This is a genomic window from Streptomyces sp. NPDC047061 (genome assembly GCF_040643955.1).
Classification (GTDB): Bacteria; Actinomycetota; Actinomycetes; order Streptomycetales; family Streptomycetaceae; genus Streptomyces.
The window spans coordinates 282,502-305,404 of record NZ_JBEYVI010000002.1; the positions used below are offsets into that span (position 1 = coordinate 282,502).

Consider the following 22,903-nt stretch of genomic DNA (forward strand, 5'->3'; position numbering starts at 1 on the left):
GCCGGGTACTCGTCGTTGCCGGCGAGGACGACCGTGCTGACCTGGGCGATCTGCGGGGCGACGAACGCGGTGGTGAGGGCAACTCCCTTGGTCAGGAAGCGGATTCGTAGGTGCCGTGGATGGACAGCACGTCACCGGTGGCCCAGACGAAGGGCAGGGACTTGTCCCAGAGACCGTTGCTGAAATCGAGGGTGTCGCGCAGGGAGCGGACGATGCCGCCGCTCGTCGTCGCGAGCAGGCCGCTGCCCTGGTACATCAGCGACGCGGAGGAGTCGAACGCCTCCGCGGCCAGCACCCGCCCGTCCAGCTTCCACGCGGTGGAGACCGGCGCGACCGGCAGTGAGAACGTCCAGTTGCCGTCGGTGGCCTGGGCGGAGAGGTTGGTCGTCGACCCGATCTTCAGATAGATCCGGACGTGCACGACCGTGCCCGTCTTCACGTACGACCCGGCGAGCGTGCCGTTGCCGATCGTGGGCGCGGTGCCGGACTCGGCGCCCCAGACCGGCGTGTAGTCGGTCCAGCTGGGCACCGGCTGGTACGACACCCACGCCGAGCCGTTCCAGCGCTGCAGCAGCCCGCCGGACGAGTCCCGGTACTGGCCGGTGTAGCTCGCGGTGGTGACCGTGCCGGCCGGGGCGATGCCACCGAGCGCGCTCGGGTACGACACCCACGCCGAGCCGTCCCAGCGCTGCAGCGCGCCGCCGGAGTCGCGGTACTGGCCCGGATAGGCGCCGTTGCCGGTCTCCCCGTACACCGGCAGGATGCCGCCGACCGCCACGGTGGGGGTGCGCAGGTCGGTGAGGACGGTTGCCCAGTCGAGGCCGCCCTTTCCCGCGCTGGCCCCGGCGGGGACCCTGACCTGGTAGATCGGCAGCGCGATGGCCGGGACGGCGGGCGCGACCGGGATGGCGGCCGGGGTGCCCTTGACGATCTCCAGGGCCGGCTTGGTCTGCCCGGAGTTGTCGTACAGCGAGTCGTAGATCCGCAGCACGACGAGGTCGATGCGGGGGTTGGCGGCGTCGCCGTCGGCGAAGGTGAGGCTCGCGGGTTCCGGCAGGGTGACCGGGTAGGCGCCCTGGGTGGCGCCGGCCGCGATGACCGCCCGGCCCTCGTGGACGGTGGCCTTCATGGTCCCCGAGGTGCCCTCCGTCCAGAAGCCGGACATCCGGTAGAGGCCGTCGTAGGACCCCGGCAGGATGCCGGAGCGGACTTCGAGGGGGTTGACCGGGGTGGTCGCGCCCAGCTGGGTCAGCCGGGTGTCCTCGCGGGTCTGGCCGGTCTCGGCCACCCATGAGCTGCGCAGGTTCATGTGCGGGTCTCCTGTGGTCTCGTGGCTCGGGCGCGGGGGTTCGTCACCACTCCGCCGAGCGCCAGCGGACGGCGAGCCGGGCGCCGGTGTCGTAGGTGTCGGGGCGGAACGCCAGCTGGGCCTGGCCCGGTTCGAAGGCGAACAGTTCCTCGGGGCTGCTGTCGGCGGCGGCGGTGTGGCGGCGGGAGGCGGTGGCGTTGAGGGTGACGGTGCCCTCCGCGGTGTCGACGACCAGTTCGTCACCGGCGGCGAGTTGGATCTCGTAGCGCAGCCTGCGGCCCGAAGTCCGGTCGGTGACGGTCGGGTTGGCGCAGGGCCCGGTGAAGGTGAGGACCGGGTGGGTCGGGGCCGAGCCGGTGTTGTCGGCGCCGACGTCACCGGTCGAGGCCGCCTGCCCCCAGTAGAGCGGCCAGGTCAGCGGCCAGGTCAGCCCGCTCTCCGGCTGCGGGGCGCCGGTCACGGCCGCCTGCTCGTCGACGGCGTAGCGGCGCGGGTCGGTGGCGTACCACTGCACGGACGCCTTGGCGACGCCCTGGGTGGTGTACGTCCGGTCGGTGGTGAGCACCCGCTGGCTGACCCGGGCCCGGACGGCGAGGGTCTCGCCGTGCAGCCGCACCGCGAGCCAGCGCTCCTGGTCACCGAGGAGCAGGGCCTGGCGCAGGGCGCGCGTCGCGGAGAGGTAGGAGGCGGTGTCGTCGGACGGCGGTACGGTCCACAGCGTGCCGCCGACCTTGCGGGGCTTGGCGTACCGCGCGCCCGGCCAGGCGCCGTGCGCGGTGGGGTGGTCGGCGTCGGTGGTGTCGTAGTCCGGGAGGTCCTCCCAGCCGGTGAGCCCGTCACTGCCGATCTCGTACGGCGTGCCGGGGCCCAGCAGCAGTCCGGCCCACTGCATCTGCCCGTCGCGGGTGATGAGTGAGCCGGGGGGAACGTCCTCCGTGTATGCGGTTGTGGTCAGGTCGGCCATCGGCCTTCACCTCACTGTCGTCGGTGCCGTCATGCGCAGGCATGCGCGGCGGCCAGGAAGAGCAGGTCGGTCGCGGTGGCGTGGGCACCGGCGCCGTGACTCTCGCGGAACTCCTCGATGCGGTGCGGGTGCCGGGCCGCCGGAGTGGGGTGCCTGCGGGCGAGGGCGGTGAGGGGGAGTACCTTGCCCGGCCGGGCCGCGCCGGGGACGGCGACCCCGCCCTCCGCCAGCATCGGGATCCTGCTCAGGTGCACGCCGAACTTCTTGCCGAAGAAGCTGAAGCTGAGCTTGTTCAGCCCGTCGATCACCCAGTTAGCGAAGGCCACGAGCCCCTGGATCGGGCCCTTGATCACGCCGGCGACGGTCTGCGCGCCGGTGGTGACGAACTGCCCCATCGCGGTGAGGGTGCGGGAGGTGGCGTCCCTGACCCGGGTGAAGCCGCGGGGGATGTCCTTCGTGATCCAGTCCAGCACGGGCCGCACGGCGTTCTTCAGCCCCTGCCACACCGCCGACACCCTGCCGCTCAGCGCCCGGGTGTCGCCGGTGGTGAGCGCCTTGAGGACGGCGAAGCCGGTGCCGATGAGGGTCCCGAGGGCGGAGAGGACGCCGGTGATGAGGGCGAGGTACCCGGTGACGTACGTGTTCACCGCGCCGGCGATGGCCTTGAGGACCGGGGTGAGGATGGTCAGGTAGCTCTGGACGTACTGGAGGAGCAGCTTGGCGAGCTGGTCCATGAGCCGCTGCCCGGTCTCGGAGTTGAGTGCGATGTCCAGCAGCCAGCCGGCCACCGGGAGGAGCAGACCGGTGACGAAGCCGATGGGGTTGGCGCGGGTGAGCGCGTTGACGACGATCATCACGCCGGAGCCGATGGTCATGGCGGTGCCGAAGGTGTCGAGGAGACCGCCGAGGACGCCGGAGGCGGAGATGAGCGCACCGACGACGGCGAAGACGCCGCCGAGCCCGGCTTTGAGCCTGCCGAGGGATTTCCCCGAGCTCCTTGCCCCGCTGGCGACGGACCTGATGCCCGAGGCCGATCCGGTGGCGGCCTGCCCGGCCCTGGCGACCGAACGGGCCGAGGCGCCGGCGTTCGTCCTGATCTTCTGGACGGCGGTGGCGCTCTGGCCGGCCGGGCCTCCGACGCGGCTGAGATCGTCGTCGGCGGCCCTGACGTGATCGGAGAAGGACCGCAGCCCGGACTGGGACTGTTCCACGTTGGTCCGGAACGAACGCAGGACGGGCACGGCCCCCTTGAACGGGTTGCGCACGACCGCGCTGCTCATCCGCGCGCCTTCGCCAGGAACATCAGCGCGTCGGCGGTGCGCTGCGGGCTGCTGGTCTCGGCCGCGTGGTAGTGCTCGATGTGCAGCGCGCCACCGGTGGCGGCGGTGCCGTTCACGGTGCCCCGTGCGGCCGCCCGCTTCAGCAGCCGGTCGAGCTTGCTGAGCGGCAGTACGGCCTCCGCCTCGCCGGCCTCCGCGAGCAGCGCCGGGACACCGCCGGAGCGGGGCAGGACGACACCGCCCGTCGCCAGCGCCGGGATCCTCGGCAGGCTGACGCCGAAGGTCTTGCCGCCGACCATCGGGACCCAGCCCGGGATGGAGACGTGGATGCCGTTGAGGGCGCCGATCGCGGAGTTGATGATCCCGATGACCCCGTTGATCGGGCCGCGGACCGCGCCCTTGATGCCGTCGAAGGCGCGGCTCGCGATGCCCTTGAGGCCGCCCCAGGCACTGGACAGCCGGTCCTTCACGGCCTGGAAGGCGTTGGGGATCGCGGACCTGATCCAGCCGACCACCGGCGAGATGACGTTCCTGATGCCCTTCCACACCCCGGAGACGACCGAGCGGATCGCGTTGAGGGCGACGCTGATGATCGTCTTCCACATGGTGACGTAGGTACGCATGACGGTGGCGACGGCCTTCACGACGTTGGTGATCGCCGTCTTGATGCCGCTCCAGACCGACTTGATCAGCTTGCCGGCGTTCTTCATGATCGGCTCGATGGCCTTCATGACGTTGCTGATCACGGTCTTGATGACCTCGAAGGCCTGCTTCAGGACCTTCTGCATGGTCTTCGAGTTGGTCACCATGTCGATGACCTTGTCGATGAGCGGCTGCAGCAACTGCATGAGCAGGCCGAAGAAGTTGCCCTTCATCGACTTGTTCATCTTGTCCTGGCCCTTGGCCGCCTTGCTCGCCCCGGACTCGTACTTCCCGAGGTTCTTCCCGGCACTGGTACCGGTCTTGCCGGCCTTGCCGAGCGACTTCTCTGCCTGGTCCGACGCGGTCCTGAGATCCTTCAACTCCTTCCCGGACCCGTCGGCGGCCGTCTTCAGCGCCTTCAGCTGACCGGCACTCTTCTGGCTGTCACTGCCGATCCCCCTGGCCGCGGTACCGGCACCGGAAGCCTTGGACTTGAAGTCCTCCAGGGAACCCGACGCCTTCTTCAGGGAACTGACGAAACTCATGGGACACCTCCTTCGGAGAGAACGGGGTCAGGCGCCGATACGGTTTGCGGTCTCGGTGAACGCGACTCCAAGGTCCTGGAACATCCTCTTCACGTTGTCGGCGTTGCGACTGAGGTCCTTGGCCGCGTCGGAGATGGCTCGAAGCGTCGCCGCCTTCGGGAGTTTGTCGTGGTCGAAGGACTGGAGCTTCGTGTCGAGTCCCCCGACGGCCCCCGCCACGTCCTTGATGGTTCGAGTGGGGTCCGGATCCAGTTTTTCCGCCAGCTTCCCGATGGCATCGGAGATTTTTTTGATCGTGCTTGCGGACTTCATCCCCGCCATCTCGGAGTTGAAGGCGTGGATTTTCGGCGGGAGTCCGGAGAGTGCGGTCCTGAGATCATTCAGGAGCTGCGGCTGGATGTTGTGCGGGTTGATGGAGACGGCATTGTTGGACTCCGTCTGAGCGCGCGTCTGCTGGGTCGGGAGTCCCCCGTCCCCGATACTCCATATCTTTCCGGTCAGCTTTTCCCAGATCGAGTTGAGAATGGCGCCGTAGTTCAGGAACCTGTCCTTGAGGAAGGCGATTCCGGCGGCGATCGCGAGCACGGTCACGCTCCAGCCGCTCAGCTGCTTGAAGGCGTCCATCACGTCCTTCAGTCCAATGGACTCGAAGAACGCCGCCCAGCCGGACTTCTGCTCGTCATCCGGGCCACCCTTGATGGCCTTGAGGATATCCTCTTTATCCTTTTTGTTCAGACCGTCCCCGCTTTTTACGTGTGTGTTGAGTGTGGTATTTACGGTGCTGATGTCTTTCTTCAGTTCGGCGATTTTCTCCAGGACTTGAGTGTTCGAGTCGCTGGCCATTTCCACCTCGTTCGGAATGATGGCGAAGGGTTGACTTTGTCCACTGATCGCTGTTTAATTTCACCGGCGATCGAGGGGTGTTTTGAAGGGGGATTTCCGGTGAGGCCAGGCGGTGCGATCGATCTTCTGGGAATATTCTTCATATTCCTGGGGACCTGCGGTCTGCTCATTCAGCTGAACAGTTTCTGGGTGTATCGACGCCTGCGGAAGCTGGAGCGGGACGGTGTGGAGGGGGAGGCGACCGTCCGTCGTTCGGAGCCGGCAGGCGGACAGGTGCGTCTCCACTTCCAGGTCTGTCTGCCCGATGCCGAGCCTGTGGCCGAGTTCGAAGAAGTGATGCTGGAGCCGGTCGGTTCGCCGGGCGACGTGGTGCCCGTCATCTACGACCCGGAAAAGCCGACGCGAGCGCGGACCGGGGCCCGCAAGGACATCGACTATCGCGGCGAACGTCTGACGGTCTTTCTGATGGGCTACGGCGGGCTGACGCTGTTCGTCGCGGGAATCGTGATGGTGGCCCTGTCTCGCCCGTTCTTCTGACCGACCGGTATCGATCCGCTGACGGTTCACGGTCGTGCCGGTCGAACACGAACCCTTCTGCGCCCGGGGTGCCCCTTGGGCGCCCTTTGTTCGAGTTGCCATCGCGGATGAGAGAAAGTGGAAGTCCGCTACTTCTTCATTTCCGTGGTGCCCTTGATCGCTCCGGCGCCGGCCTTCCCTGCGCCGCTGCGGCGGGGCCGCGGTGCGGCTGTTCCTCGGTCGCGGTGCGGGTCAGCGGTGGCCGCGGCGGGCTTCCGTCAGCGCGTCCGTCCAGCCGGCCGCGTAGGCGCGGGACTCGCGGGTGAGCAGTTCCTCGTACAGCCGGTCGAGCAGTGCCTCGCGGTCGGGCGCGGGGGAGTGCAGGAGGTGGGCGAGACGGGAGTAGGTGTCGATCGGCTGCTGCGGGAAGTTGCTCGTGCCAGTCGCCATGTCTGTCGGCCTGCTTTCCGGTCTGTCCGCTGGGCTGGTGGTACAGGTGTGCGCTCCTGACGCGCTCGAAGCGTCCGTTCGAACTAGTGTACGAGTAATCTGTTGGTGTCGCTCCGTGTTTGGCGAAGCCGTTTTGTTTCACTCTCCGTGGCTACCCGGTCCGGACCTGCGGCGTTGCGAGGGTGCAGTGGATGTTGTGTCAGACACGTGGAGTAGGATCCGCCCGTTCTCCCGTCGGTGAATCGAAAGTGAACGGTGTGGCCTGACAACGGACCTGAAGGCCTGTCATACGACGGTGGACGGCCACCGGGCGGCCGTCCTCGCGCGGGGGGCGCGATGGGGGCAGGGACGAGAGCAAGGCCTACGGGGTGGACGGGGACGCGAGCAGCGCGCGGCAACGACACGTGATCGACTGGCTGGAACAGGCCGATGATCTGCCACATCTCATCGCTCGTCTCTCCGAGCTGGTCCTGAGTCTCGGTCACGAGCCCCAGGACCTGGTGATCCTGCCGCGCGGTGAGCTCGACCGGCGGGAGACGGCCGCCTACAGCGCGGGCTGGGCCGACGTGGTCGACGAGCAGCTTCCTGCCGTACGGCGGGCGTACGAGCAACGGATCACCGCTGCCTATCTCCAGGGGCAGGAGGACGCCCGGAGCGGACACCGGCCCCGGCGCGCCCGCCGGACGGAGGGGGAGCGGGAGCGCGGCGGTGAGGTCATTCCGCTGCCGTACGTCCAACTTCTGCGTCCTCCGGCCGAATTGACGCGGGTAGAGCAGCGCGGGGAACGGGAGCGGTCGGTCGCGGACGGGACGCCGTGGGACGGCATCGTCGACGAGATCGAGGACGTCGGGGACATGGATGACATCGAGGACATGGATGACATCGATGGCGGTCCGGGCGCCGGGCCCGGGGCCGACACCCTGTTGTCCGCCCGCGAGGTGCGGGAGAAGCGGGTGGTGCCGGCCGCCGCCGAACGGCGTTCGGTCGTACGGCGGAACGGGCGGCCCAGCGTGCCTCCGCTGAAGCGCGACGGTCCGGGCGGCGGCCGGGACAAGGGGCGTCGGGCGGAGGACCGGGCCCAGCAGGAGTCCGCCGACGCGCCCGGCACCCGGCTCTCCGACAAGGCCCGGGCCCTCGCGGACGAGCTGGAGGGCCGGGCCCCGAGCCGGCGCCGGGACGAGTAGCCCGTGCGGGACGAGGAGCCCGTGCGGGACGAGCAGCCTGTCCGGGCCGCCGTACCGCGTGGTCAGCCGAAGAAGCGGGCCAGCTGCACGGCCGACGGTGTCGCGCCGGAGGGGGCCGGTTCCGGGGCCGGTTCGGCCACCGGCGCCTCCCCGTCGTCGTACGACGGCCTCGGCACCGGCGCCGGCGGCTCCGGCTGGTCGCCCTCCTCCGAGTTGACGCTGGCGAACATCCAGTTCGCGGCCGCCAGATGGTCCACCGCGGCGGCGAGGAGATGGTCGGAGACCGACCACTCGGCGGCCTCGCCGTACAGCTCCCTGTTCAGCGCGCTGTCCCGCGGCAGGTGCTTGACGAGCAGCGCGAGACGCCGGGCGGACAGTGTCTCGCGGTGCCAGTCGAGCAGGTCGATGCCGTAGTAGCGGAGCAGGTCCGCTTCGAGGGCCTCGGCGTGTTCGTCCACGAACCCGACGAGGCTCAGTCTTCCCCCAGGCCGAGCCCGGTCTCCTTGCCGTAGGCCTCCAGGACGGCGGCGATGTCCTGCATGGTGACCTCGTGCTGTTCGAAGCGGCCGAACTGCTTCTCGCCGAGCAGCAGGCGCAGCAGCCCGTCCACGTCGTTGTCGTCGAGCTTGCGCAGGGCTTTCGCGGTCGCGCGGGTCAGCTCGGTGGGCAGGGTGTAGCTCTCGCCGTCGAGTTCGAACGACCAGGTACGGCCGAGGGCTTCGAGGCGCTGGGCGCGGGCGGCGTTGACGTCGAAACGGGCCACGGTGACTCCTTGAACAGAGAAACGAGCAGAGAAAGAGGGGAGCGGGGGGGTGTGGTGCGGGTCCGGGGTGGGACGGACGGGCAGGTCCGTCCCACCCCGGCGGGTCAGGAAGCGGCGTACGCCGAGTCCTTCATCACGAAGCTGGCCAGCGCCGAGCCGTCGGCGGCGGCCATCGCCGTGTAGGTGATGCCGAGCTGGGCCGCGGACTTGCGGGCCAGCTTGATGTCGTCGGCCGCGGTGACCTGGCCGCGCGGGATGCCGAAGCGGTAGGTGACGGTGGTGCCGTCGCTCGCCTTGACGTCCGTGAACTCCAGGCCGAGGGCGCGCACGTCGGCGAACGGGCGGTCGGCGATGTCGTACTTGTAGACGCCGGTCGAACCCGTCACCGCGTCGACCGTGCCGCCGCCCATGAAGAACGGCAGCGTGTCCTCGTTGAACTGCATCAGCGAGAACTTCAGGGTCAGGTCGCGGTCCGAGTACACGAAGTGCACCGGGCTGACGGCCTGCCACACGTCGACCGGCTCCAGCTTGTCCTTCTTGGAGAAGGTGACGCCGTCACCGGAGGTGAAGCCGAGGTTCTTCCAGCTCGCCCAGTCGGTGGCGGTGTCGGTGGAGAAGGTCGTCGGCACCTTGGTGTCGGCGGTGGCGACGTAGAGGCGGCCTGCGCCGGCGATGCGGATCTCGGAGGAGTTGGTTCCTGCCATGGTGGTTTCTCCTTAGTTGTTCCGGGTTGTTGTTCCGGGTTGTCGTCCGGGTGGGGTGCCGTATCCGGCGGTGTCCGGGTACGACGAAGGCCCCGCCGGGGTGGCGGGGCCTTCGGTCTGTGGGGTGGAGCGTCCGGCCGGTCGGTCAGTAGACGTCCACGTACACCTTCATCACGGTGACGTAGCGGTTGGCGGCCGAGTAGAGGTAGTCGGGCAGCCAGCGCGGGCCGTCCTGCTCCTCGACCTCCGTGACGAGGTTCGTGCCGTAGCGGTGGTCGGCCATCGACAGCAGGATCTGGCGGGCGTCGTTGGCCAGGACGTGCGCGGCCTGCTTCGTCGGGCCGTACACCTCCAGCTCGATCAGCGGCTGGTCGACGTGGCGTTCGCCGACCCAGGCGCCGCCGCGGCGGTTCACGAAGACGGCGGCGGTCGTGCCGTCGAAGCCGGTCGTCGCCTGTACGGCGACGGTGGCGCCGGAGAGGCGGGAGTCGTCCTTCAGGACGTCGACGATCATGGCCTCCACGTCGGGGAACGACGCGGGTGGGGTGGGTGTGGTCATGCCGGATCACCTCGGGGCAGCGGGTGGGATGCGTGCGGAGGGGGCGGGGCGCCGGGCACAGCTCCGCCGCTGCACCAACTGTGACAGAGAGCGCGCGCGCACGCAACTAAATCTCTGGGTGATCGAAAAGGGGCTGGGGGAGGGGCCTGGGGGAGGGGCCTGGGGTGGGGGTCTGGGATGGGGCCTGGGGTGGGGTGTTCGCTGCGGGTGGTGTGTGGCTGGTCGCGCAGTTCCTCGCGCCCCTTCGGGGTGCTCTGCTTCGGGGCGCTCTGCTTCGGGGCGTTCAGCTTCGGGGCGTTCCGCGCCACCCCCGTGAAGAAACACCCGTCGGCCCGCAGGTGTCCTCCGATGGCGCGTCCGGCGACGGAGGGGGAGCTCAGTCCGCGGTCGTCGTTGCCGCGTCCGCCAGCGGGCGGTGCTCCTCCTGGTCCGGTGCGTCGTTCGGCAGGAACTGCTCCACCACCCGCACGAACATCTCCCGTCGGTCCGCCGGCACCCCCAGCAGATCGGCCACCTCCTCCAGCGTGGGCCGGCGGGCGAACTCCGCGCTCGGTGCCGGTGCGGCCAAGTAGTCGTGCGGGTCGGCGAGTTCCTCCGCCGTGAGGCGGCCGGAGCGGATGAGCATCTCGCGGACCGGGACGCCCAGCACGCGCGCGAGCCTGCGCGTGGTCTCCAGGTCCGGCATGCTCTGGCGCTGCAGCAGGCGGGTGACGGCGGCCCGGTGGATCCCCGCCTCGTCCGCTATCCGCGACTTGCCGCCGCCGCGTGGGCTGTCGATGTCGTAGCCGCGGTTGCGCATCAGGTCTTCGACCCACGCGGCGAACGCGTCCAGATCCTGGCTGGTCATCTGAGGGCTCGCTTCCTTTGGAGGGCAGCAAGTTTAGCTTGCTTGCGCGCACAGAATTACGTGCTCTCGTGCAAGCACCGAGGAAAGTCCGTGCGATACGGGGAGGTCGGGTGGCGATGACTGCCCGGGTGGTCCCGATCCTTCCGTGATCTTCCGAAAGGGTCACTGGCATATTTGTTGCGAGCGCGCGCGCAATCTGTAAGTCTGGACGGCGCTCGTCTCACACCAGCCCCACCCGAGCCACCCTGGGAGGCCCCATGTCGCTCACCGGCACCTCATGCCCACCGCCCGCCTGGCAGGCCACGGCCGCCTGCACCGGGCTCCCGCCCCGTGTCGTCTTCTCGAAGAAGGTCACGGAGGCCGCCCCCGCCCTGCGGGCCTGCACCCGCTGCCCGGTCCGGCGCGCCTGCGAGGAGGCCGTCGCCCCCGCCGACAACTGGTTCGACGGCGTCTGTGGTGGCCGGCTCTGGCGCCGGGGCCGCCCGGTCGAGATCCCCGCCCGGCTCCTCCCGGCCATGCAGAGCCCGGTCGTGCAGGGCGCCCTGCGCCGCGGAGGCTCCGTTGCCTGACCGCCGTACGACTCCGGCACGTCACCCCCGTACGCCCCCGGCACCTTCACCTTCCGAAGGCCGCGCCGCCGACAACGCCGCCCTCTGGATCGGCCTGCTCCTCCAGCAGTTCCCCGAGCTGGCCGTCGAGCTCGCCCCCGGCCGCAGCGCCTCCCCGGCCCACCGTCCGGCACCCGCCCCGCCTTCCGCGGACCTCGCCGACCGGCTCCGCGCGGAGCGCGCCGAGGCCCTGCTCCTCCAGCAGGCCCAGGGACTCGTCGCCCCCGGTCACAGCGCCGCACCCCTGCGGCTGCACATCTCCGACACCATCCGCGACATCACCGACGGGGTCGTCGAGCTGGAAGAGGCGGTACGGGACCGGCTCGGGCTGCCCCGGGTCCGCCGCGCCGCCGTGCCCGAGCGGCTGCGCCGGATCGGCGGGCTCCTGGACGGCATCGCCGCCGACCCCGTCCTCGCCGCCCACGTCCGGGACGAGACCCGCCGGATGGCCCGGCGCTGCGCCCGCGCCCTGGGCGACACCGAGACCGTCGTCCGCGTCTCCGGGCGCTGCCCCTGGTGCGACTCCGTCTCGCTGCGCGCCTTCCCGGACCGCGCCGCCGTCCTCTGCGTCAACCCGGCCTGCCGGTGCGCCGACCCCGACTGCGGTTGCCACGACGATCCGGCCTACCGGCACACCTGGGACGAGGGGGAGTGGAGCCACCGATGACGTCCGCTCCCGGTGGGCCGCCCACGCTCATCCCCGGTCCGCTCGCCGCCCAGGAGGCCGGCGTCGCCCCCGCGACCATCCGCAAGTGGGTCCAGCTGGGCCACCTCACGGCCGCCGGCAAGGCGGGCCGGGCCGCGCTCTTCCGCCTGGAGGACGTCTTCGCGGCGGAACGCGCGGCCGCCCGCCGCCCGTAGCGGACGTAGCGCCCGTGGCGGACGTGGCGGACGCGGCGGATCAGGGGCGGGTGCCACTCCGGCGCCGGCCCCTGGTCCGCACGCCCTACGGAATCCCCAACTCGAAGATCACGTAGTGCGCGTACCACCCCGACGCCACCGCGGCCGTCGAGAAGAAGACCACCAGGCTCGGCCACCTCAGCCGGGCCATCGCCGCGGCCGGGGCCAGCAGCAGCGGGAAGACGGGGAGCAGGTAGCGCGGGGTGTTCCCGAACATCTGCTGGTGCCGAGGATCGTCACGATCGAGGCGAGGGCGTAGGCCGTCAGCACCAGTGGCGGCCGCTTCCGCAGCATGAGCGCGACCAGGAACGGCAGTGCCACCACCACCTGGACGGCGATCAGGTCCGGGACGGAGTAGGCGAAGAGGTAGTCGCCGTGCCCCACCGCCACGTTCCGCAGCACGTCCAGGGTGTAGGCGCCGAAGTCGAAGTAGTGGGCCCAGGCCTGGTGCTGGAGGGAGAAGTACGCGCCCAGGTCCCCCATCGACCAGCCCACCCAGACGATGTAGGTGAGGAGACCGAGGGGTGCCGCGATCGCCGCGTAGAGCGGGGCCGCGACGCCCTGCTCGCGTCGGCTGCCCGGGCGCACCAGCGTCACCAGGGCCGCCAGGCCGACCGCCCCGATCAGGACGGCCGCCGTCGGACGGCTCAGGCCGGACAGGAAGGCGAGCAGGCCCGCCGCCACCCAGCGGCGCCTCATCACGGCGTGGCAGGTCCAGGCGGCGATCGCCACGAACAGGGACTCCGTGTAGACCGCCCACTCGACGCCGGCGGCGGGGGCCACGGCCCACAGGCCGGCCGCGACGGTCCCGGCCCGGGTCCCGGCGAGCATCGCGATCACCGCGTAGATGCCGGCCGCCGCCACGAAGGAGGAGAGCACCGAGACGAGGATCGCGGAGCCGTAGAGGCCGATGCCGGTGATCTCGGAGACCGCTCGGACCAGGCCGGGATAGAGGGGGAAGAAGGCGACCGAGTTCTGTTCGGCGGTGAACTGGCCACCCGGCGCGAGCGGCCTGAGCGGCTCGGGGTGGTAGCCCTTCTGCGCCACCTGGAGGTACCACCAGCCGTCCCAGGTGGACAGGACGTCCCACCAGTGGGCGCCGCCGCCGAAGCGGGGGTCCTTCTGGCGGTAGTCGCCGGCGTAGGTCAGCAGCCAGGCGAAGACCAGGAGGCCGGTGAGCTTGGCGGCGCCGTAGAGGGCGAGGGGCGGGAGGTAGGGGCGGGCGGCCGGGGGGAGGCGAAGTCTCTGAGGCCGTGGGGCCGGCTCGGTGGTCGTCGCGGTACTGCTCTGAGCTGTGCTCATGACCGTGATGCCCCCTGAAGAACGCCGATGGAAGTGCCGCGCGTGGTCGTTGGGCGGCCGCAGGTGCGTTGTGGTTGATCGCGCAGTTCCCCACGCCCCTGAAGGGGCGCTGCAGGCACCCGGCGATCAGAAGATCTGATCAGCCTCGCACAGGCTCGACACCCCGCGCCCCCTTCCGTTCGCGTGTCGTTCGTCTGCGTGGTATATCGGAACCCACCCCCAAAACCGCAGCTCACGCCCCCCACAACCGGTCCCCGTCCTTTTGTTTTGACCGGAGTGATTGCGCTAGGTACGCTCAGACCTTGTGCCTGGGGTGTGCCCTGACCCTCGTGCGTGCCTTCAAACCGCACCGGAGTGACGAAGCGGCCACCGCGATCCGCGCCCCCTTCTGCCTTGCGGCAGGAGTCCACGGAATCCGACACACCCGACCGCGTGGGTCGGCGATGTTCCAGGTTAGCTTCACCATCGGCACACAGAAACCGGAGAAGTAGTGCCTACGATCCAGCAGCTGGTCCGGAAGGGCCGGCAGGACAAGGTCGAGAAGAACAAGACGCCCGCACTCGAGGGTTCCCCTCAGCGTCGTGGCGTCTGCACGCGTGTGTTCACGACCACCCCGAAGAAGCCGAACTCGGCCCTGCGTAAGGTCGCGCGTGTGCGTCTGACCAGCGGGATCGAGGTCACCGCTTACATTCCGGGTGAGGGACACAACCTGCAGGAGCACTCCATCGTGCTCGTGCGCGGCGGCCGTGTGAAGGACCTGCCGGGTGTTCGCTACAAGATCATCCGCGGCTCGCTCGACACCCAGGGTGTCAAGAACCGCAAGCAGGCCCGCAGCCGCTACGGCGCCAAGAAGGAGAAGTAGAAATGCCTCGTAAGGGCCCCGCCCCGAAGCGCCCGGTCATCATCGACCCGGTCTACGGTTCCCCTCTGGTGACCTCCCTGATCAACAAGGTGCTGCTGAACGGCAAGCGCTCCACCGCCGAGCGCATCGTGTACGGCGCCATGGAGGGCCTGCGCGAGAAGACCAGCAACGACCCGGTCATCACGCTGAAGCGCGCGCTGGAGAACATCAAGCCGACCCTCGAGGTCAAGTCCCGCCGTGTCGGTGGTGCGACGTACCAGGTTCCGATCGAGGTCAAGCCCGGTCGCGCCAACACGCTCGCGCTGCGCTGGCTGGTCGGTTACTCCCGCGCCCGTCGCGAGAAGACCATGACCGAGCGTCTGCTCAACGAGCTTCTCGACGCTTCGAACGGCCTCGGTGCGGCCGTCAAGAAGCGCGAGGACACGCACAAGATGGCCGAGTCCAACAAGGCCTTCGCGCACTACCGCTGGTAGTCGCAGTCCACATCGAGACCGAGAGAAGACTGAAGCCTCATGGCTACCACTTCGCTTGACCTGGCCAAGGTCCGCAACATCGGGATCATGGCCCACATCGACGCGGGCAAGACGACCACCACTGAGCGGATCCTGTTCTACACCGGTGTGTCGTACAAGATCGGTGAGGTCCACGACGGTGCTGCCACCATGGACTGGATGGAGCAGGAGCAGGAGCGTGGCATCACGATCACCTCTGCTGCCACCACCTGTCACTGGCCGCTCGAAGACGTCGATCACACCATCAACATCATCGACACCCCGGGTCACGTCGACTTCACCGTAGAGGTGGAGCGTTCGCTCCGCGTCCTCGACGGTGCCGTGACGGTGTTCGACGGCGTTGCCGGTGTCGAGCCCCAGTCCGAGACGGTTTGGCGTCAGGCGGACCGCTACGGCGTTCCGCGTATCTGCTTCGTCAACAAGCTCGACCGGACCGGTGCCGAGTTCCACCGCTGCGTGGACATGATCAAGGACCGCCTGGGCGCGCAGCCGATCGTCATGCAGCTCCCGATCGGTGCCGAGGCCGACTTCCAGGGCGTCGTGGACCTCGTCCGCATGAAGGCGCTCGTCTGGTCCGCCGAGGCCACCAAGGGCGAGATGTACGACGTCGTCGACATCCCGGCCACCCACACCGAGGCTGCCGAGGAGTACCGCGGCAAGCTTCTGGAGGCCGTGGCCGAGAACGACGAAGAGATCATGGAGCTGTACCTGGAGGGCGAGGAGCCCTCCGAGGAGCAGCTGTACGCCGCGATCCGTCGTATCACCATCGCGTCCGGCAAGTCCAAGGACATCACCGTCACCCCGGTGTTCTGTGGCACCGCGTTCAAGAACAAGGGCGTCCAGCCCCTGCTCGACGCGGTCGTGCGCTACCTCCCCTCCCCGCTCGACGTCGAGGCCATCGAGGGCCACGCCGTCAGCAACCCGGAGGAGGTCGTCAAGCGCAAGCCGTCCGACGACGAGCCGCTGTCCGCCCTCGCGTTCAAGATCATGAGCGACCCGCACCTGGGCAAGCTCACGTTCGTCCGGGTGTACTCGGGCCGCCTGGAGTCCGGCACGGCCGTGCTGAACTCCGTCAAGGGCCGCAAGGAGCGCATCGGCAAGATCTACCGCATGCACGCGAACAAGCGTGAGGAGATCGAGTCGGTGGGCGCCGGCGACATCATCGCCGTGATGGGTCTGAAGCAGACCACGACCGGTGAGACGCTGTGCGACGAGAAGAACCCGGTGATCCTGGAGTCCATGGACTTCCCGGCGCCGGTCATCCAGGTCGCCATCGAGCCCAAGTCCAAGGGTGACCAGGAGAAGCTGGGCATCGCGATCCAGCGCCTGGCCGAGGAGGACCCGTCCTTCCAGGTCCACTCGGACGAGGAGACCGGCCAGACCATCATCGGTGGTATGGGCGAGCTGCACCTCGAGGTGCTGGTCGACCGTATGCGCCGTGAGTTCAAGGTCGAGGCCAACGTCGGCAAGCCGCAGGTCGCGTACCGCGAGACGATCCGCAAGGCCGTCGAGCGCGTGGACTACACCCACAAGAAGCAGACCGGTGGTACCGGTCAGTTCGCCAAGGTGCAGATCGCGATCGAGCCGATCGAGGGCGGCGACGCCTCGTACGAGTTCGTGAACAAGGTGACCGGTGGTCGTATCCCGAAGGAGTACATCCCTTCGGTCGACGCCGGTGCGCAGGAGGCCATGCAGTTCGGCATCCTGGCCGGCTACGAGATGACGGGCGTCCGCGTCATTCTTCTCGACGGTGGCTACCACGAGGTCGACTCCTCCGAGCTCGCGTTCAAGATCGCCGGTTCGCAGGCCTTCAAGGAGGCCGCGCGCAAGGCGTCCCCCGTGCTCCTTGAGCCGATGATGGCCGTCGAGGTCACCACGCCCGAGGACTACATGGGTGAGGTCATCGGCGACATCAACTCCCGCCGTGGCCAGATCCAGGCCATGGAGGAGCGGGCCGGTGCCCGCGTCGTGAAGGGCCTCGTGCCCCTCTCGGAGATGTTCGGTTACGTCGGCGACCTGCGCAGCAAGACGTCCGGCCGGGCCAGCTACTCCATGCAGTTCGACTCCTACGCCGAGGTTCCCCGGAACGTCGCCGAGGAGATCATCGCGAAGGCCAAGGGCGAGTAGCGCACCGCGTTCAACGCACCGCGCACACACGCTTTAGGCTTGACCCCGGAGCCTCACGGGCCGTTCCTCCGCATTCGTGGCGGAATGGCCCGGGGCCCGGGAACCAACAGCAAAGATCACCTGGCGCCGATCGAGTCAAGGCGTACAGAACCACTTCCAGGAGGACCCCAGTGGCGAAGGCGAAGTTCGAGCGGACTAAGCCGCACGTCAACATCGGCACCATCGGTCACATCGACCACGGTAAGACGACCCTCACGGCCGCCATTACCAAGGTGCTGCACGACGCGTACCCGGACCTGAACGAGGCGACCGCGTTCGACAACATCGACAAGGCGCCCGAGGAGCGTCAGCGCGGTATCACGATCTCCATCGCGCACGTCGAGTACCAGACGGAGACCCGTCACTACGCCCACGTCGACTGCCCGGGTCACGCGGACTACATCAAGAACATGATCACCGGTGCCGCCCAGATGGACGGCGCGATCCTGGTCGTGGCCGCCACCGACGGCCCGATGCCGCAGACCAAGGAGCACGTGCTCCTGGCCCGCCAGGTCGGCGTTCCGTACATCGTTGTCGCCCTGAACAAGGCCGACATGGTGGACGACGAGGAGATCATGGAGCTCGTCGAGCTCGAGGTCCGTGAGCTGCTCTCCGAGTACGAGTTCCCGGGCGACGACCTGCCGGTCGTCAAGGTCTCCGCGCTGAAGGCGCTCGAGGGTGACCCGGAGTGGACCCAGTCCGTCCTGGACCTGATGTCCGCCGTCGACGAGGCCATCCCGCAGCCCGAGCGTGACGTCGACAAGCCGTTCCTGATGCCGATCGAGGACGTCTTCACGATCACCGGTCGTGGCACCGTCGTCACCGGTCGTATCGAGCGTGGTGTCCTCAAGGTCAACGAGACCGTCGACATCATCGGCATCAAGACCGAGAAGACCACCACCACGGTCACCGGCATCGAGATGTTCCGCAAGCTGCTCGACGAGGGCCAGGCCGGTGAGAACGTCGGTCTGCTCCTCCGTGGCATCAAGCGCGAGGACGTCGAGCGCGGCCAGGTCATCATCAAGCCGGGCTCGGTCACCCCGCACACCGAGTTCGAGGCGCAGGCCTACATCCTGTCCAAGGACGAGGGTGGCCGCCACACGCCGTTCTTCAACAACTACCGTCCGCAGTTCTACTTCCGTACGACGGACGTGACCGGCGTCGTGACCCTCCCCGAGGGCACCGAGATGGTCATGCCGGGTGACAACACCGAGATGTCGGTGCAGCTCATCCAGCCCATCGCCATGGAAGAGGGCCTGAAGTTCGCCATCCGTGAGGGTGGCCGCACGGTCGGCGCCGGCCAGGTCATCAAGATCACGAAGTGATCCCGGCCCGCAAGGGCTGACCAGGCAGGACTCTGAAGGGGTCCGTACGACTTCGGTCGTACGGGCCTCTTCGGCGTTTCCGGGGCGCCGGGCGGGAGTTCGAAACTATTCGGCGCGTACGACCCCTGGTTCCCCCGGAGTCGCTCACCCACCATTTGTCATGCCGCTGACCAAATTCGGGTGGAGTCGGGTGGAGGGGTGAGCCATGTCTGTCAGCCGGAGGGCTGTGCTGGGCGCAGGTGCCGCCGCGGTGCCGGTGCTGTCGTCGGGGATCGCCTGGGGCGCCGAGGATTCCGGGCTCCGGACGACGGACCCCGGCGCCTACCTCTCCTTCGCCTCGGGAGCGTTCTCCCTGGTCGGCGCCCCGGTCGTGGTGAGCGCCGACGACCACCCCGGAGTCGTACGGGTGGTGGGCGACCTCCGCGACGACATCGGGCGGGTGACAGGGGTGCGGCCGGCCGCGGCGATCGCCCGCCGTGCGGTGCTGGTCGGCACGATCGGCCGCAGCCCGCTGATCGACGGCCTGGTGGCATCCGGCAAGCTGGACGTGACGGGGATCCGCGGCCGCTGGGAGACCTCGCTGCAGACGGTGGTCGACCGTCCTCTGCCCGGCGTCGACCAGGCCTTCGTCATCGCCGGCAGTGACCCGCGCGGCACGATCTTCGGGGCGTACGACGTCTCGTACGGCATCGGCGTCTCGCCCTGGCACTGGTGGGACGACGTGCCCCCGGTCCACCGCGACGAGGTCTGGGTGCTGCCGGGCCGCCACACCCAGGGCACCCCGGCGGTGAAGTACCGCGGCTTCTTCGTCAACGACGAGAACCCGGCGCTCGGCACCTGGGCCCCGGCCCACTTCGGCCCCGGCAGGGCCCCGGGCTATCCCGGCGGCTTCAACGCGGACTTCTACGCGAAGGTCTTCGAGGTCCTGCTGCGGCTGAAGGGCAACTACCTCTGGCCGGCCGTCTGGGGGCGGGCGTTCGCCGAGGACGACCCGGAGAACCACCGGCGGGCCGCCTTGTACGGCGTTGTCATGGGCACATCGCACGAGGCGCCGATGATGCGCGGGATCGAGGAATGGAACCGCCACGCGACGGGCGGCACCGACCCCTACGGGGGCACCGGCGAATGGTCCTACCTCCGCAACGCCGGGGCGATCCGCGCCTACTGGCGGGCCGGCATCCAGCGCATGGTGGACGAGGGCTTCGAGGGCGTGGTCACCCTCGGCATGCGCGGCAACGGCGACACCGGCCTCCCCGACGGTGACGGCATCGAGCTGATGCGGGAGATCATCGCGGCGCAACGGCAGATCATCGAGGAGGTGACGGGGCGACCGGCCGCCGAGACCCCCCAGGTCTGGACCCTGTACAAGGAGGTCCAGCGCTACTGGGACCGCGGTCTGCGCGCACCGGACGACGTGACCGTGGTCCTCACGGACGACAACTGGGGCAACATCCGCAAGCACCCCTCCCCGCAGGAACCACGCGCCGGCGGCTACGGCCTCTACTACCACTTCGACTACGTGGGAGCCGGCCGCAACTACAAGTGGGTCGACACCGCCAACCTCCGCAACGTCTGGGACCAGCTCCACCAGGCGCACGCCTACGGCAACCACGGCCTGTGGGTGGCCAACGTGGGCGACCTGAAGGGGAACGAACTCCCGACCGAGTTCTTCCTGAACTACGCCTGGAGTCCCGAGCGTTGGAGCTTCGACCGGCTGGGGGAGTGGGAACGGAGGTACGCCCGGCAGAACTTCGGCGCGGCGGCGGCCACCGAGATAGCCGAACTGCTCGCGTGCTACGGCCAGTTGCAGGCACGCCGCAAACCGGAGCTGCTCAACCGCCGGATCACGCTCGGGGACGACGGCCAGGTGGTGTACGACGACCGGCAGACGCCCTTCTCCTTCGGCCACGGCGAGCTGGAGCGGGTGACGGAGGAGTGGCGGGAGCTGGGCCGGCGGGCGGCACGCATCGCCCGCCGGCTGCCGGATGCGGCCCAGGACGCATGGTTCGAACTGGTCGGCTACGAGGTGGCGGCGACCGCGAACCTGTACGCGCTGCGGGAGGCCGAGTTCACGAACCTGCTCTACGCCCGCCAGGGCAGGGCGGCGACGAACGACCGCGCGGCGCAGGCGGAGCAGGCCCTGCTCCAGGACTTCGCCCTGGCCGACCGCTTCAACTCCCGGGTGGCGGACGGCAAGTGGCAGGGCTTCCAGACCCAGCCCCACATCGACTACGGCGACGTGGACCGCTACGGCCCCAACGCGCCCTGGCAGCAGCCGGAGAAGGACAACGTGGCGCTCCCGGACGTGCTCTTCCCGGCGGTACGCCGGATCGAGGTGCCGCAGGCGGCGGGGCTGGGGGTGTCGGTGGACCCCGACGAGGAGGGGTCCATGACCCTGCCGCCGTTCAGCCCGTACCAGACCCGGCCGCAGCAGTACGTCGAGGTCTTCAACCGGGGGCGTACGCCCTTCGACTACCGGGTGGAGACGTCGGCACCCTGGCTGACGGTGGACCGTCCCCGTGGCCGGGTGACGCAGCAGGTCAGGGTGGAGGTGCGGGTGGACTGGTCCCGGGCCCCGGCCGGCCGCGCGGAGGGGACGCTCACGGTGAGCGGGGCGGGGGAGTCGGTGACGGTGGGGTGTGTCGCCGAGCGGCCGTCGGCACGGGAACTGCGGGGATTGCGCGGATTCGTCGAGGCCGGCGGCTATGTGGCGATCGACGCGGAGCACTACGACCGGTCGGTCGGGGAGTGGCGCCGCCTGGCGGGGATCGGCCGCACCGGGGCCGGGATGACGGCGTGGCCGGTGACGGGAGGCTGGGGCGACTCCCCGGACTCCTGGCCCCGGCTGGAGTACGAGGTGAGCCTGCTGTCGGCAGGGGAGGTGACGATGTGGGCGTACCTGTCCCCGCGGAATCCGGCACTGGGGACAGGGCGGGGCCTGCGCTACGCGCTCTCCTTCGACGACGAGGACCCCCAGCCGGTGGACATCACCGCGGGCGCGGACGACGGCCTGCTCAACACGGTCTGGGCGCGCAACACCTCCGACAACGTCAACCGGACGGCGACCCGCCACACGCTGACATCCGGGGTCCACCGCCTGACGTTCTGGTCGGTGGACCCCACGGTGGTGGTGCAGCGGCTGGTGCTCGACACAGGAGGCCTGACACCGACGTATCTGGGACCGCTGGAGAGCCGGCGGCTCCAGGAGAGGATCACCGGCCGGACCGCAACAGCTCCACCGCCCGGTCGAACGCCGAGTCCCGGTTCTTCGCGAACTCCTCGTCCGTGAAGACGGGTTCGCTGATCTGCGGCGGGATCCCGGTCCCGTCGAAGGTCCGGCCGGTCCGGGTCAGGTACTCCTCGTTGGGCAGCCAGACCGCCATGCCGTTGGGGAGGTCGCGGACCATGACGTCCGAGAAGACGCCCTGGGTCGGCTGCCCGATGCGTACGGTGCGTCCCGGGCGGTCGATCAGGGCCTGGGTGAAGGTCTCGCCGGCACTGACGGTGGAGCCGCCGGTGAGGAGGGTGATCGGGCCGGTGTAGCGAGGGCCGTGATACGGCGTGACCGGGATCGGCTCGGGGCGGGTGTGCCTCGTCGGGTCGGCCGGATCGTTGCGGGCGCGCTTGGCGTAGGCGACGTACGGGGTGTCCGTGAGGCGTTCGGCGATGCGGATGCCGAGGGCGTCGGAGCCGCCGCCGTTGATGCGGAGGTCGATGACCAGCCCGCGCAGGGCGCGGACGCGGGCCGGGGTGAGGACGGTGTCGAGCGCCCGGTCGAGCTCGGCGAGCTGGGCGGTGTACGACGGGTCGTCCTGGTCGTAGCCGTCGAAGCTCGCGATCCGGAGGTAGCCCAGACCCTGCTGCTTCAGGTCCGCGTACGTGATGAGCCCGCCCGCGAAGTCCTGCCGGTCGGTGGCCTGCGCGAGGTCGCGCCCGACGACGAACTTCTTGACCTTGTCGTTGAGTTCCCCGGTGGGGATGACGGTGCCCGGCCTAGCCACCCCGTAGTGGCGGCCCCCGTCCTGGACGAGGACGTGCGCGTCGTGCAGCGGGGTGATCATGCGGCTGAAGACGTCGAAGAGCTGGGCCCGGGGCGTGGTCTTGTGGACGAGGGGACGGTAGCGGTCGCGTACGGCGTGCCAGTCGATGCCCTTGGCGGCGAAGAAGGGGTAGTTCTCCTCGAACGACTGCCAGAAGACGTCGAAGGCGGTACGCGGGTCGGTCGCGGGCGGGCGGGTGCAGGCGGCCGGCAGCGAGCCGATCCGGCGCAGCTGCCGGTGCCCCACCGCGATGTCGGCGCCGAACCGGGCGTGTTCCCCGTCCGGGGCGGGCCGCACGGTGAGCACGGCGCCTTCGACGTCGTACGTCCCCGGCTTCCGGCCCGCCGTGGCGAAGTACCCCTTCAGGCAGCTCACGGCGGTCGTCTGGTACTCCTGCGCCCCGCGCGCGTCGATGGCGAGGACGGTTCCGTACCCGTCCATGCGCCACAGCCCGGTTGCGGTTGTGGTGACGGCATGGGCCGTGGTGCCCGGCGCCGCTCCCGCGGCCGGTACGGCCAGGACGATGGCCAGGAGAGATGCTGCGGCCCCGACGGCGATTCGCACGATGGCGTCCTTCCCCCT

General features: G+C 69.4%; 23 protein-coding genes. 10 read left to right on the forward strand and 13 right to left on the reverse strand.

Annotated elements, in window-relative coordinates:
• Positions 1-91: 91 nt before the first annotated feature.
• The 5 genes from ABZ887_RS04715 to ABZ887_RS04735 are packed head-to-tail and all read right to left on the reverse strand — an operon-like array spanning position 92 to position 5,583.
• Positions 92-1,309 (reverse strand): hypothetical protein, encoded by a 1,218-nt coding sequence (locus ABZ887_RS04715; protein ID WP_361282906.1) that lies wholly within the window; start codon positions 1,307-1,309, stop codon positions 92-94.
• 43 nt (positions 1,310-1,352) lie between these two features.
• Entirely contained in the window at positions 1,353-2,273 is a 921-nt protein-coding gene (locus ABZ887_RS04720; protein WP_361282907.1) for a phage tail protein, read from the reverse strand.
• Positions 2,274-2,302: 29 nt separating this feature from the next.
• Entirely contained in the window at positions 2,303-3,553 is a 1,251-nt protein-coding gene (locus ABZ887_RS04725) for a tape-measure protein (RefSeq protein WP_361282908.1), read from the reverse strand.
• Positions 3,550-4,740, reverse strand: coding sequence for a phage tail protein (locus tag ABZ887_RS04730; RefSeq protein WP_361282910.1), 1,191 nt, complete (start codon positions 4,738-4,740; stop codon positions 3,550-3,552). Before ABZ887_RS04730 ends, ABZ887_RS04725 begins: the two co-directional genes overlap by 4 nt.
• A gap of 27 nt (positions 4,741-4,767) precedes the next feature.
• On the reverse strand, positions 4,768-5,583 hold the full coding sequence (locus ABZ887_RS04735) for a hypothetical protein (RefSeq protein WP_361282912.1): 816 nt from the start codon (positions 5,581-5,583) through the stop codon (positions 4,768-4,770).
• Positions 5,584-5,619: 36 nt separating this feature from the next.
• Here ABZ887_RS04735 and ABZ887_RS04740 point away from each other — a divergent pair, with 36 nt between their 5' ends.
• Positions 5,620-6,120: a DUF3592 domain-containing protein gene (locus ABZ887_RS04740; RefSeq protein ID WP_361282914.1), complete on the forward strand. Its 501-nt coding sequence runs from the start codon at positions 5,620-5,622 to the stop codon at positions 6,118-6,120.
• Between the two features lie 231 nt (positions 6,121-6,351).
• Here the strand turns inward: ABZ887_RS04740 and ABZ887_RS04745 are convergent, their stop codons facing one another.
• Entirely contained in the window at positions 6,352-6,549 is a 198-nt protein-coding gene (locus ABZ887_RS04745) for a hypothetical protein (protein WP_361282916.1), read from the reverse strand.
• Between the two features lie 404 nt (positions 6,550-6,953).
• Here ABZ887_RS04745 and ABZ887_RS04750 point away from each other — a divergent pair, with 404 nt between their 5' ends.
• Entirely contained in the window at positions 6,954-7,733 is a 780-nt protein-coding gene (locus ABZ887_RS04750) for a hypothetical protein (protein ID WP_361282918.1), read from the forward strand.
• 62 nt (positions 7,734-7,795) lie between these two features.
• Here the strand turns inward: ABZ887_RS04750 and ABZ887_RS04755 are convergent, their stop codons facing one another.
• The 5 genes from ABZ887_RS04755 to ABZ887_RS04775 form a co-directional block, all read right to left on the reverse strand.
• Entirely contained in the window at positions 7,796-8,140 is a 345-nt protein-coding gene (locus ABZ887_RS04755; protein WP_361283359.1) for a hypothetical protein, read from the reverse strand.
• A gap of 65 nt (positions 8,141-8,205) precedes the next feature.
• Complete coding sequence (locus ABZ887_RS04760) at positions 8,206-8,496, reverse strand: hypothetical protein (protein ID WP_361282920.1); 291 nt, start codon at positions 8,494-8,496, stop codon at positions 8,206-8,208.
• A 104-nt stretch (positions 8,497-8,600) separates the two neighbouring features.
• Positions 8,601-9,200, reverse strand: a complete 600-nt coding sequence (locus tag ABZ887_RS04765; protein WP_361282922.1) for a phage tail protein — start codon at positions 9,198-9,200, stop codon at positions 8,601-8,603.
• 145 nt (positions 9,201-9,345) lie between these two features.
• Positions 9,346-9,759, reverse strand: coding sequence for a hypothetical protein (locus ABZ887_RS04770; RefSeq protein ID WP_361282924.1), 414 nt, complete (start codon positions 9,757-9,759; stop codon positions 9,346-9,348).
• 376 nt (positions 9,760-10,135) lie between these two features.
• Positions 10,136-10,606, reverse strand: a complete 471-nt coding sequence (locus ABZ887_RS04775; protein ID WP_361282926.1) for a helix-turn-helix transcriptional regulator — start codon at positions 10,604-10,606, stop codon at positions 10,136-10,138.
• Positions 10,607-10,863: 257 nt separating this feature from the next.
• Here ABZ887_RS04775 and ABZ887_RS04780 point away from each other — a divergent pair, with 257 nt between their 5' ends.
• From ABZ887_RS04780 to ABZ887_RS04790, 3 genes are all read left to right on the forward strand, one after another.
• Positions 10,864-11,175 (forward strand): WhiB family transcriptional regulator, encoded by a 312-nt coding sequence (locus tag ABZ887_RS04780; protein ID WP_361282928.1) that lies wholly within the window; start codon positions 10,864-10,866, stop codon positions 11,173-11,175.
• Between the two features lie 88 nt (positions 11,176-11,263).
• Positions 11,264-11,881: a hypothetical protein gene (locus ABZ887_RS04785; protein ID WP_361283361.1), complete on the forward strand. Its 618-nt coding sequence runs from the start codon at positions 11,264-11,266 to the stop codon at positions 11,879-11,881.
• Positions 11,878-12,075, forward strand: coding sequence for a hypothetical protein (locus ABZ887_RS04790; protein ID WP_361282930.1), 198 nt, complete (start codon positions 11,878-11,880; stop codon positions 12,073-12,075). Before ABZ887_RS04785 ends, ABZ887_RS04790 begins: the two co-directional genes overlap by 4 nt.
• A gap of 177 nt (positions 12,076-12,252) precedes the next feature.
• Here the strand turns inward: ABZ887_RS04790 and ABZ887_RS04795 are convergent, their stop codons facing one another.
• A complete protein-coding gene (locus tag ABZ887_RS04795) occupies positions 12,253-13,416 on the reverse strand; it encodes a hypothetical protein (RefSeq protein WP_361282932.1) in 1,164 nt (387 codons plus the stop codon).
• A gap of 490 nt (positions 13,417-13,906) precedes the next feature.
• Between ABZ887_RS04795 and rpsL the strand changes: the two genes are divergently transcribed.
• The 5 genes from rpsL (at position 13,907) to ABZ887_RS04820 (ending at position 21,570) form a co-directional block, all read left to right on the forward strand.
• Positions 13,907-14,278, forward strand: coding sequence for a 30S ribosomal protein S12 (gene rpsL, locus ABZ887_RS04800; RefSeq protein WP_003948652.1), 372 nt, complete (start codon positions 13,907-13,909; stop codon positions 14,276-14,278).
• A 2-nt stretch (positions 14,279-14,280) separates the two neighbouring features.
• A complete protein-coding gene (rpsG, locus tag ABZ887_RS04805) occupies positions 14,281-14,751 on the forward strand; it encodes a 30S ribosomal protein S7 (RefSeq protein WP_005481264.1) in 471 nt (156 codons plus the stop codon).
• 39 nt (positions 14,752-14,790) lie between these two features.
• The gene (gene fusA / locus ABZ887_RS04810) at positions 14,791-16,917 is read left to right on the forward strand and encodes an elongation factor G (RefSeq protein ID WP_361282934.1); all 2,127 of its coding nucleotides are present in this window, start codon (positions 14,791-14,793) and stop codon (positions 16,915-16,917) included.
• Between the two features lie 170 nt (positions 16,918-17,087).
• The gene (tuf, locus tag ABZ887_RS04815) at positions 17,088-18,281 is read left to right on the forward strand and encodes an elongation factor Tu (RefSeq protein WP_189268825.1); all 1,194 of its coding nucleotides are present in this window, start codon (positions 17,088-17,090) and stop codon (positions 18,279-18,281) included.
• A gap of 205 nt (positions 18,282-18,486) precedes the next feature.
• On the forward strand, positions 18,487-21,570 hold the full coding sequence (locus ABZ887_RS04820; RefSeq protein WP_361282936.1) for a glycosyl hydrolase 115 family protein: 3,084 nt from the start codon (positions 18,487-18,489) through the stop codon (positions 21,568-21,570).
• On the opposite strand, the gene ABZ887_RS04825 is transcribed toward ABZ887_RS04820, so the two are convergent.
• The gene (locus ABZ887_RS04825) at positions 21,494-22,885 is read right to left on the reverse strand and encodes a S41 family peptidase (protein ID WP_361282938.1); all 1,392 of its coding nucleotides are present in this window, start codon (positions 22,883-22,885) and stop codon (positions 21,494-21,496) included. The genes ABZ887_RS04820 and ABZ887_RS04825 overlap by 77 nt on opposite strands.
• Between the last annotated feature and the right edge of the window lie 18 nt (positions 22,886-22,903).

Bases quoted from the DNA above. Each gene is read 5' to 3' on its own strand.
- ABZ887_RS04715 (WP_361282906.1), bottom strand. From the start codon at position 1,309: ATGAACCTGCGCAGCTCATGGGTGGCCGAGACCGGCCAGACCCGCGAG.
- ABZ887_RS04720 (WP_361282907.1), bottom strand. From the start codon at position 2,273: ATGGCCGACCTGACCACAACCGCATACACGGAGGACGTTCCCCCCGGC.
- ABZ887_RS04725 (WP_361282908.1), bottom strand. From the start codon at position 3,553: ATGAGCAGCGCGGTCGTGCGCAACCCGTTCAAGGGGGCCGTGCCCGTC.
- ABZ887_RS04730 (WP_361282910.1), bottom strand. From the start codon at position 4,740: ATGAGTTTCGTCAGTTCCCTGAAGAAGGCGTCGGGTTCCCTGGAGGAC.
- ABZ887_RS04735 (WP_361282912.1), bottom strand. From the start codon at position 5,583: ATGGCCAGCGACTCGAACACTCAAGTCCTGGAGAAAATCGCCGAACTG.
- ABZ887_RS04745 (WP_361282916.1), bottom strand. From the start codon at position 6,549: ATGGCGACTGGCACGAGCAACTTCCCGCAGCAGCCGATCGACACCTAC.
- ABZ887_RS04765 (WP_361282922.1), bottom strand. From the start codon at position 9,200: ATGGCAGGAACCAACTCCTCCGAGATCCGCATCGCCGGCGCAGGCCGC.
- ABZ887_RS04770 (WP_361282924.1), bottom strand. From the start codon at position 9,759: ATGACCACACCCACCCCACCCGCGTCGTTCCCCGACGTGGAGGCCATG.
- ABZ887_RS04775 (WP_361282926.1), bottom strand. From the start codon at position 10,606: ATGACCAGCCAGGATCTGGACGCGTTCGCCGCGTGGGTCGAAGACCTG.
- ABZ887_RS04780 (WP_361282928.1), top strand. From the start codon at position 10,864: ATGTCGCTCACCGGCACCTCATGCCCACCGCCCGCCTGGCAGGCCACG.
- ABZ887_RS04790 (WP_361282930.1), top strand. From the start codon at position 11,878: ATGACGTCCGCTCCCGGTGGGCCGCCCACGCTCATCCCCGGTCCGCTC.
- ABZ887_RS04795 (WP_361282932.1), bottom strand. From the start codon at position 13,416: ATGAGCACAGCTCAGAGCAGTACCGCGACGACCACCGAGCCGGCCCCA.
- rpsG (WP_005481264.1), top strand. From the start codon at position 14,281: ATGCCTCGTAAGGGCCCCGCCCCGAAGCGCCCGGTCATCATCGACCCG.
- fusA (WP_361282934.1), top strand. From the start codon at position 14,791: ATGGCTACCACTTCGCTTGACCTGGCCAAGGTCCGCAACATCGGGATC.
- ABZ887_RS04820 (WP_361282936.1), top strand. From the start codon at position 18,487: ATGTCTGTCAGCCGGAGGGCTGTGCTGGGCGCAGGTGCCGCCGCGGTG.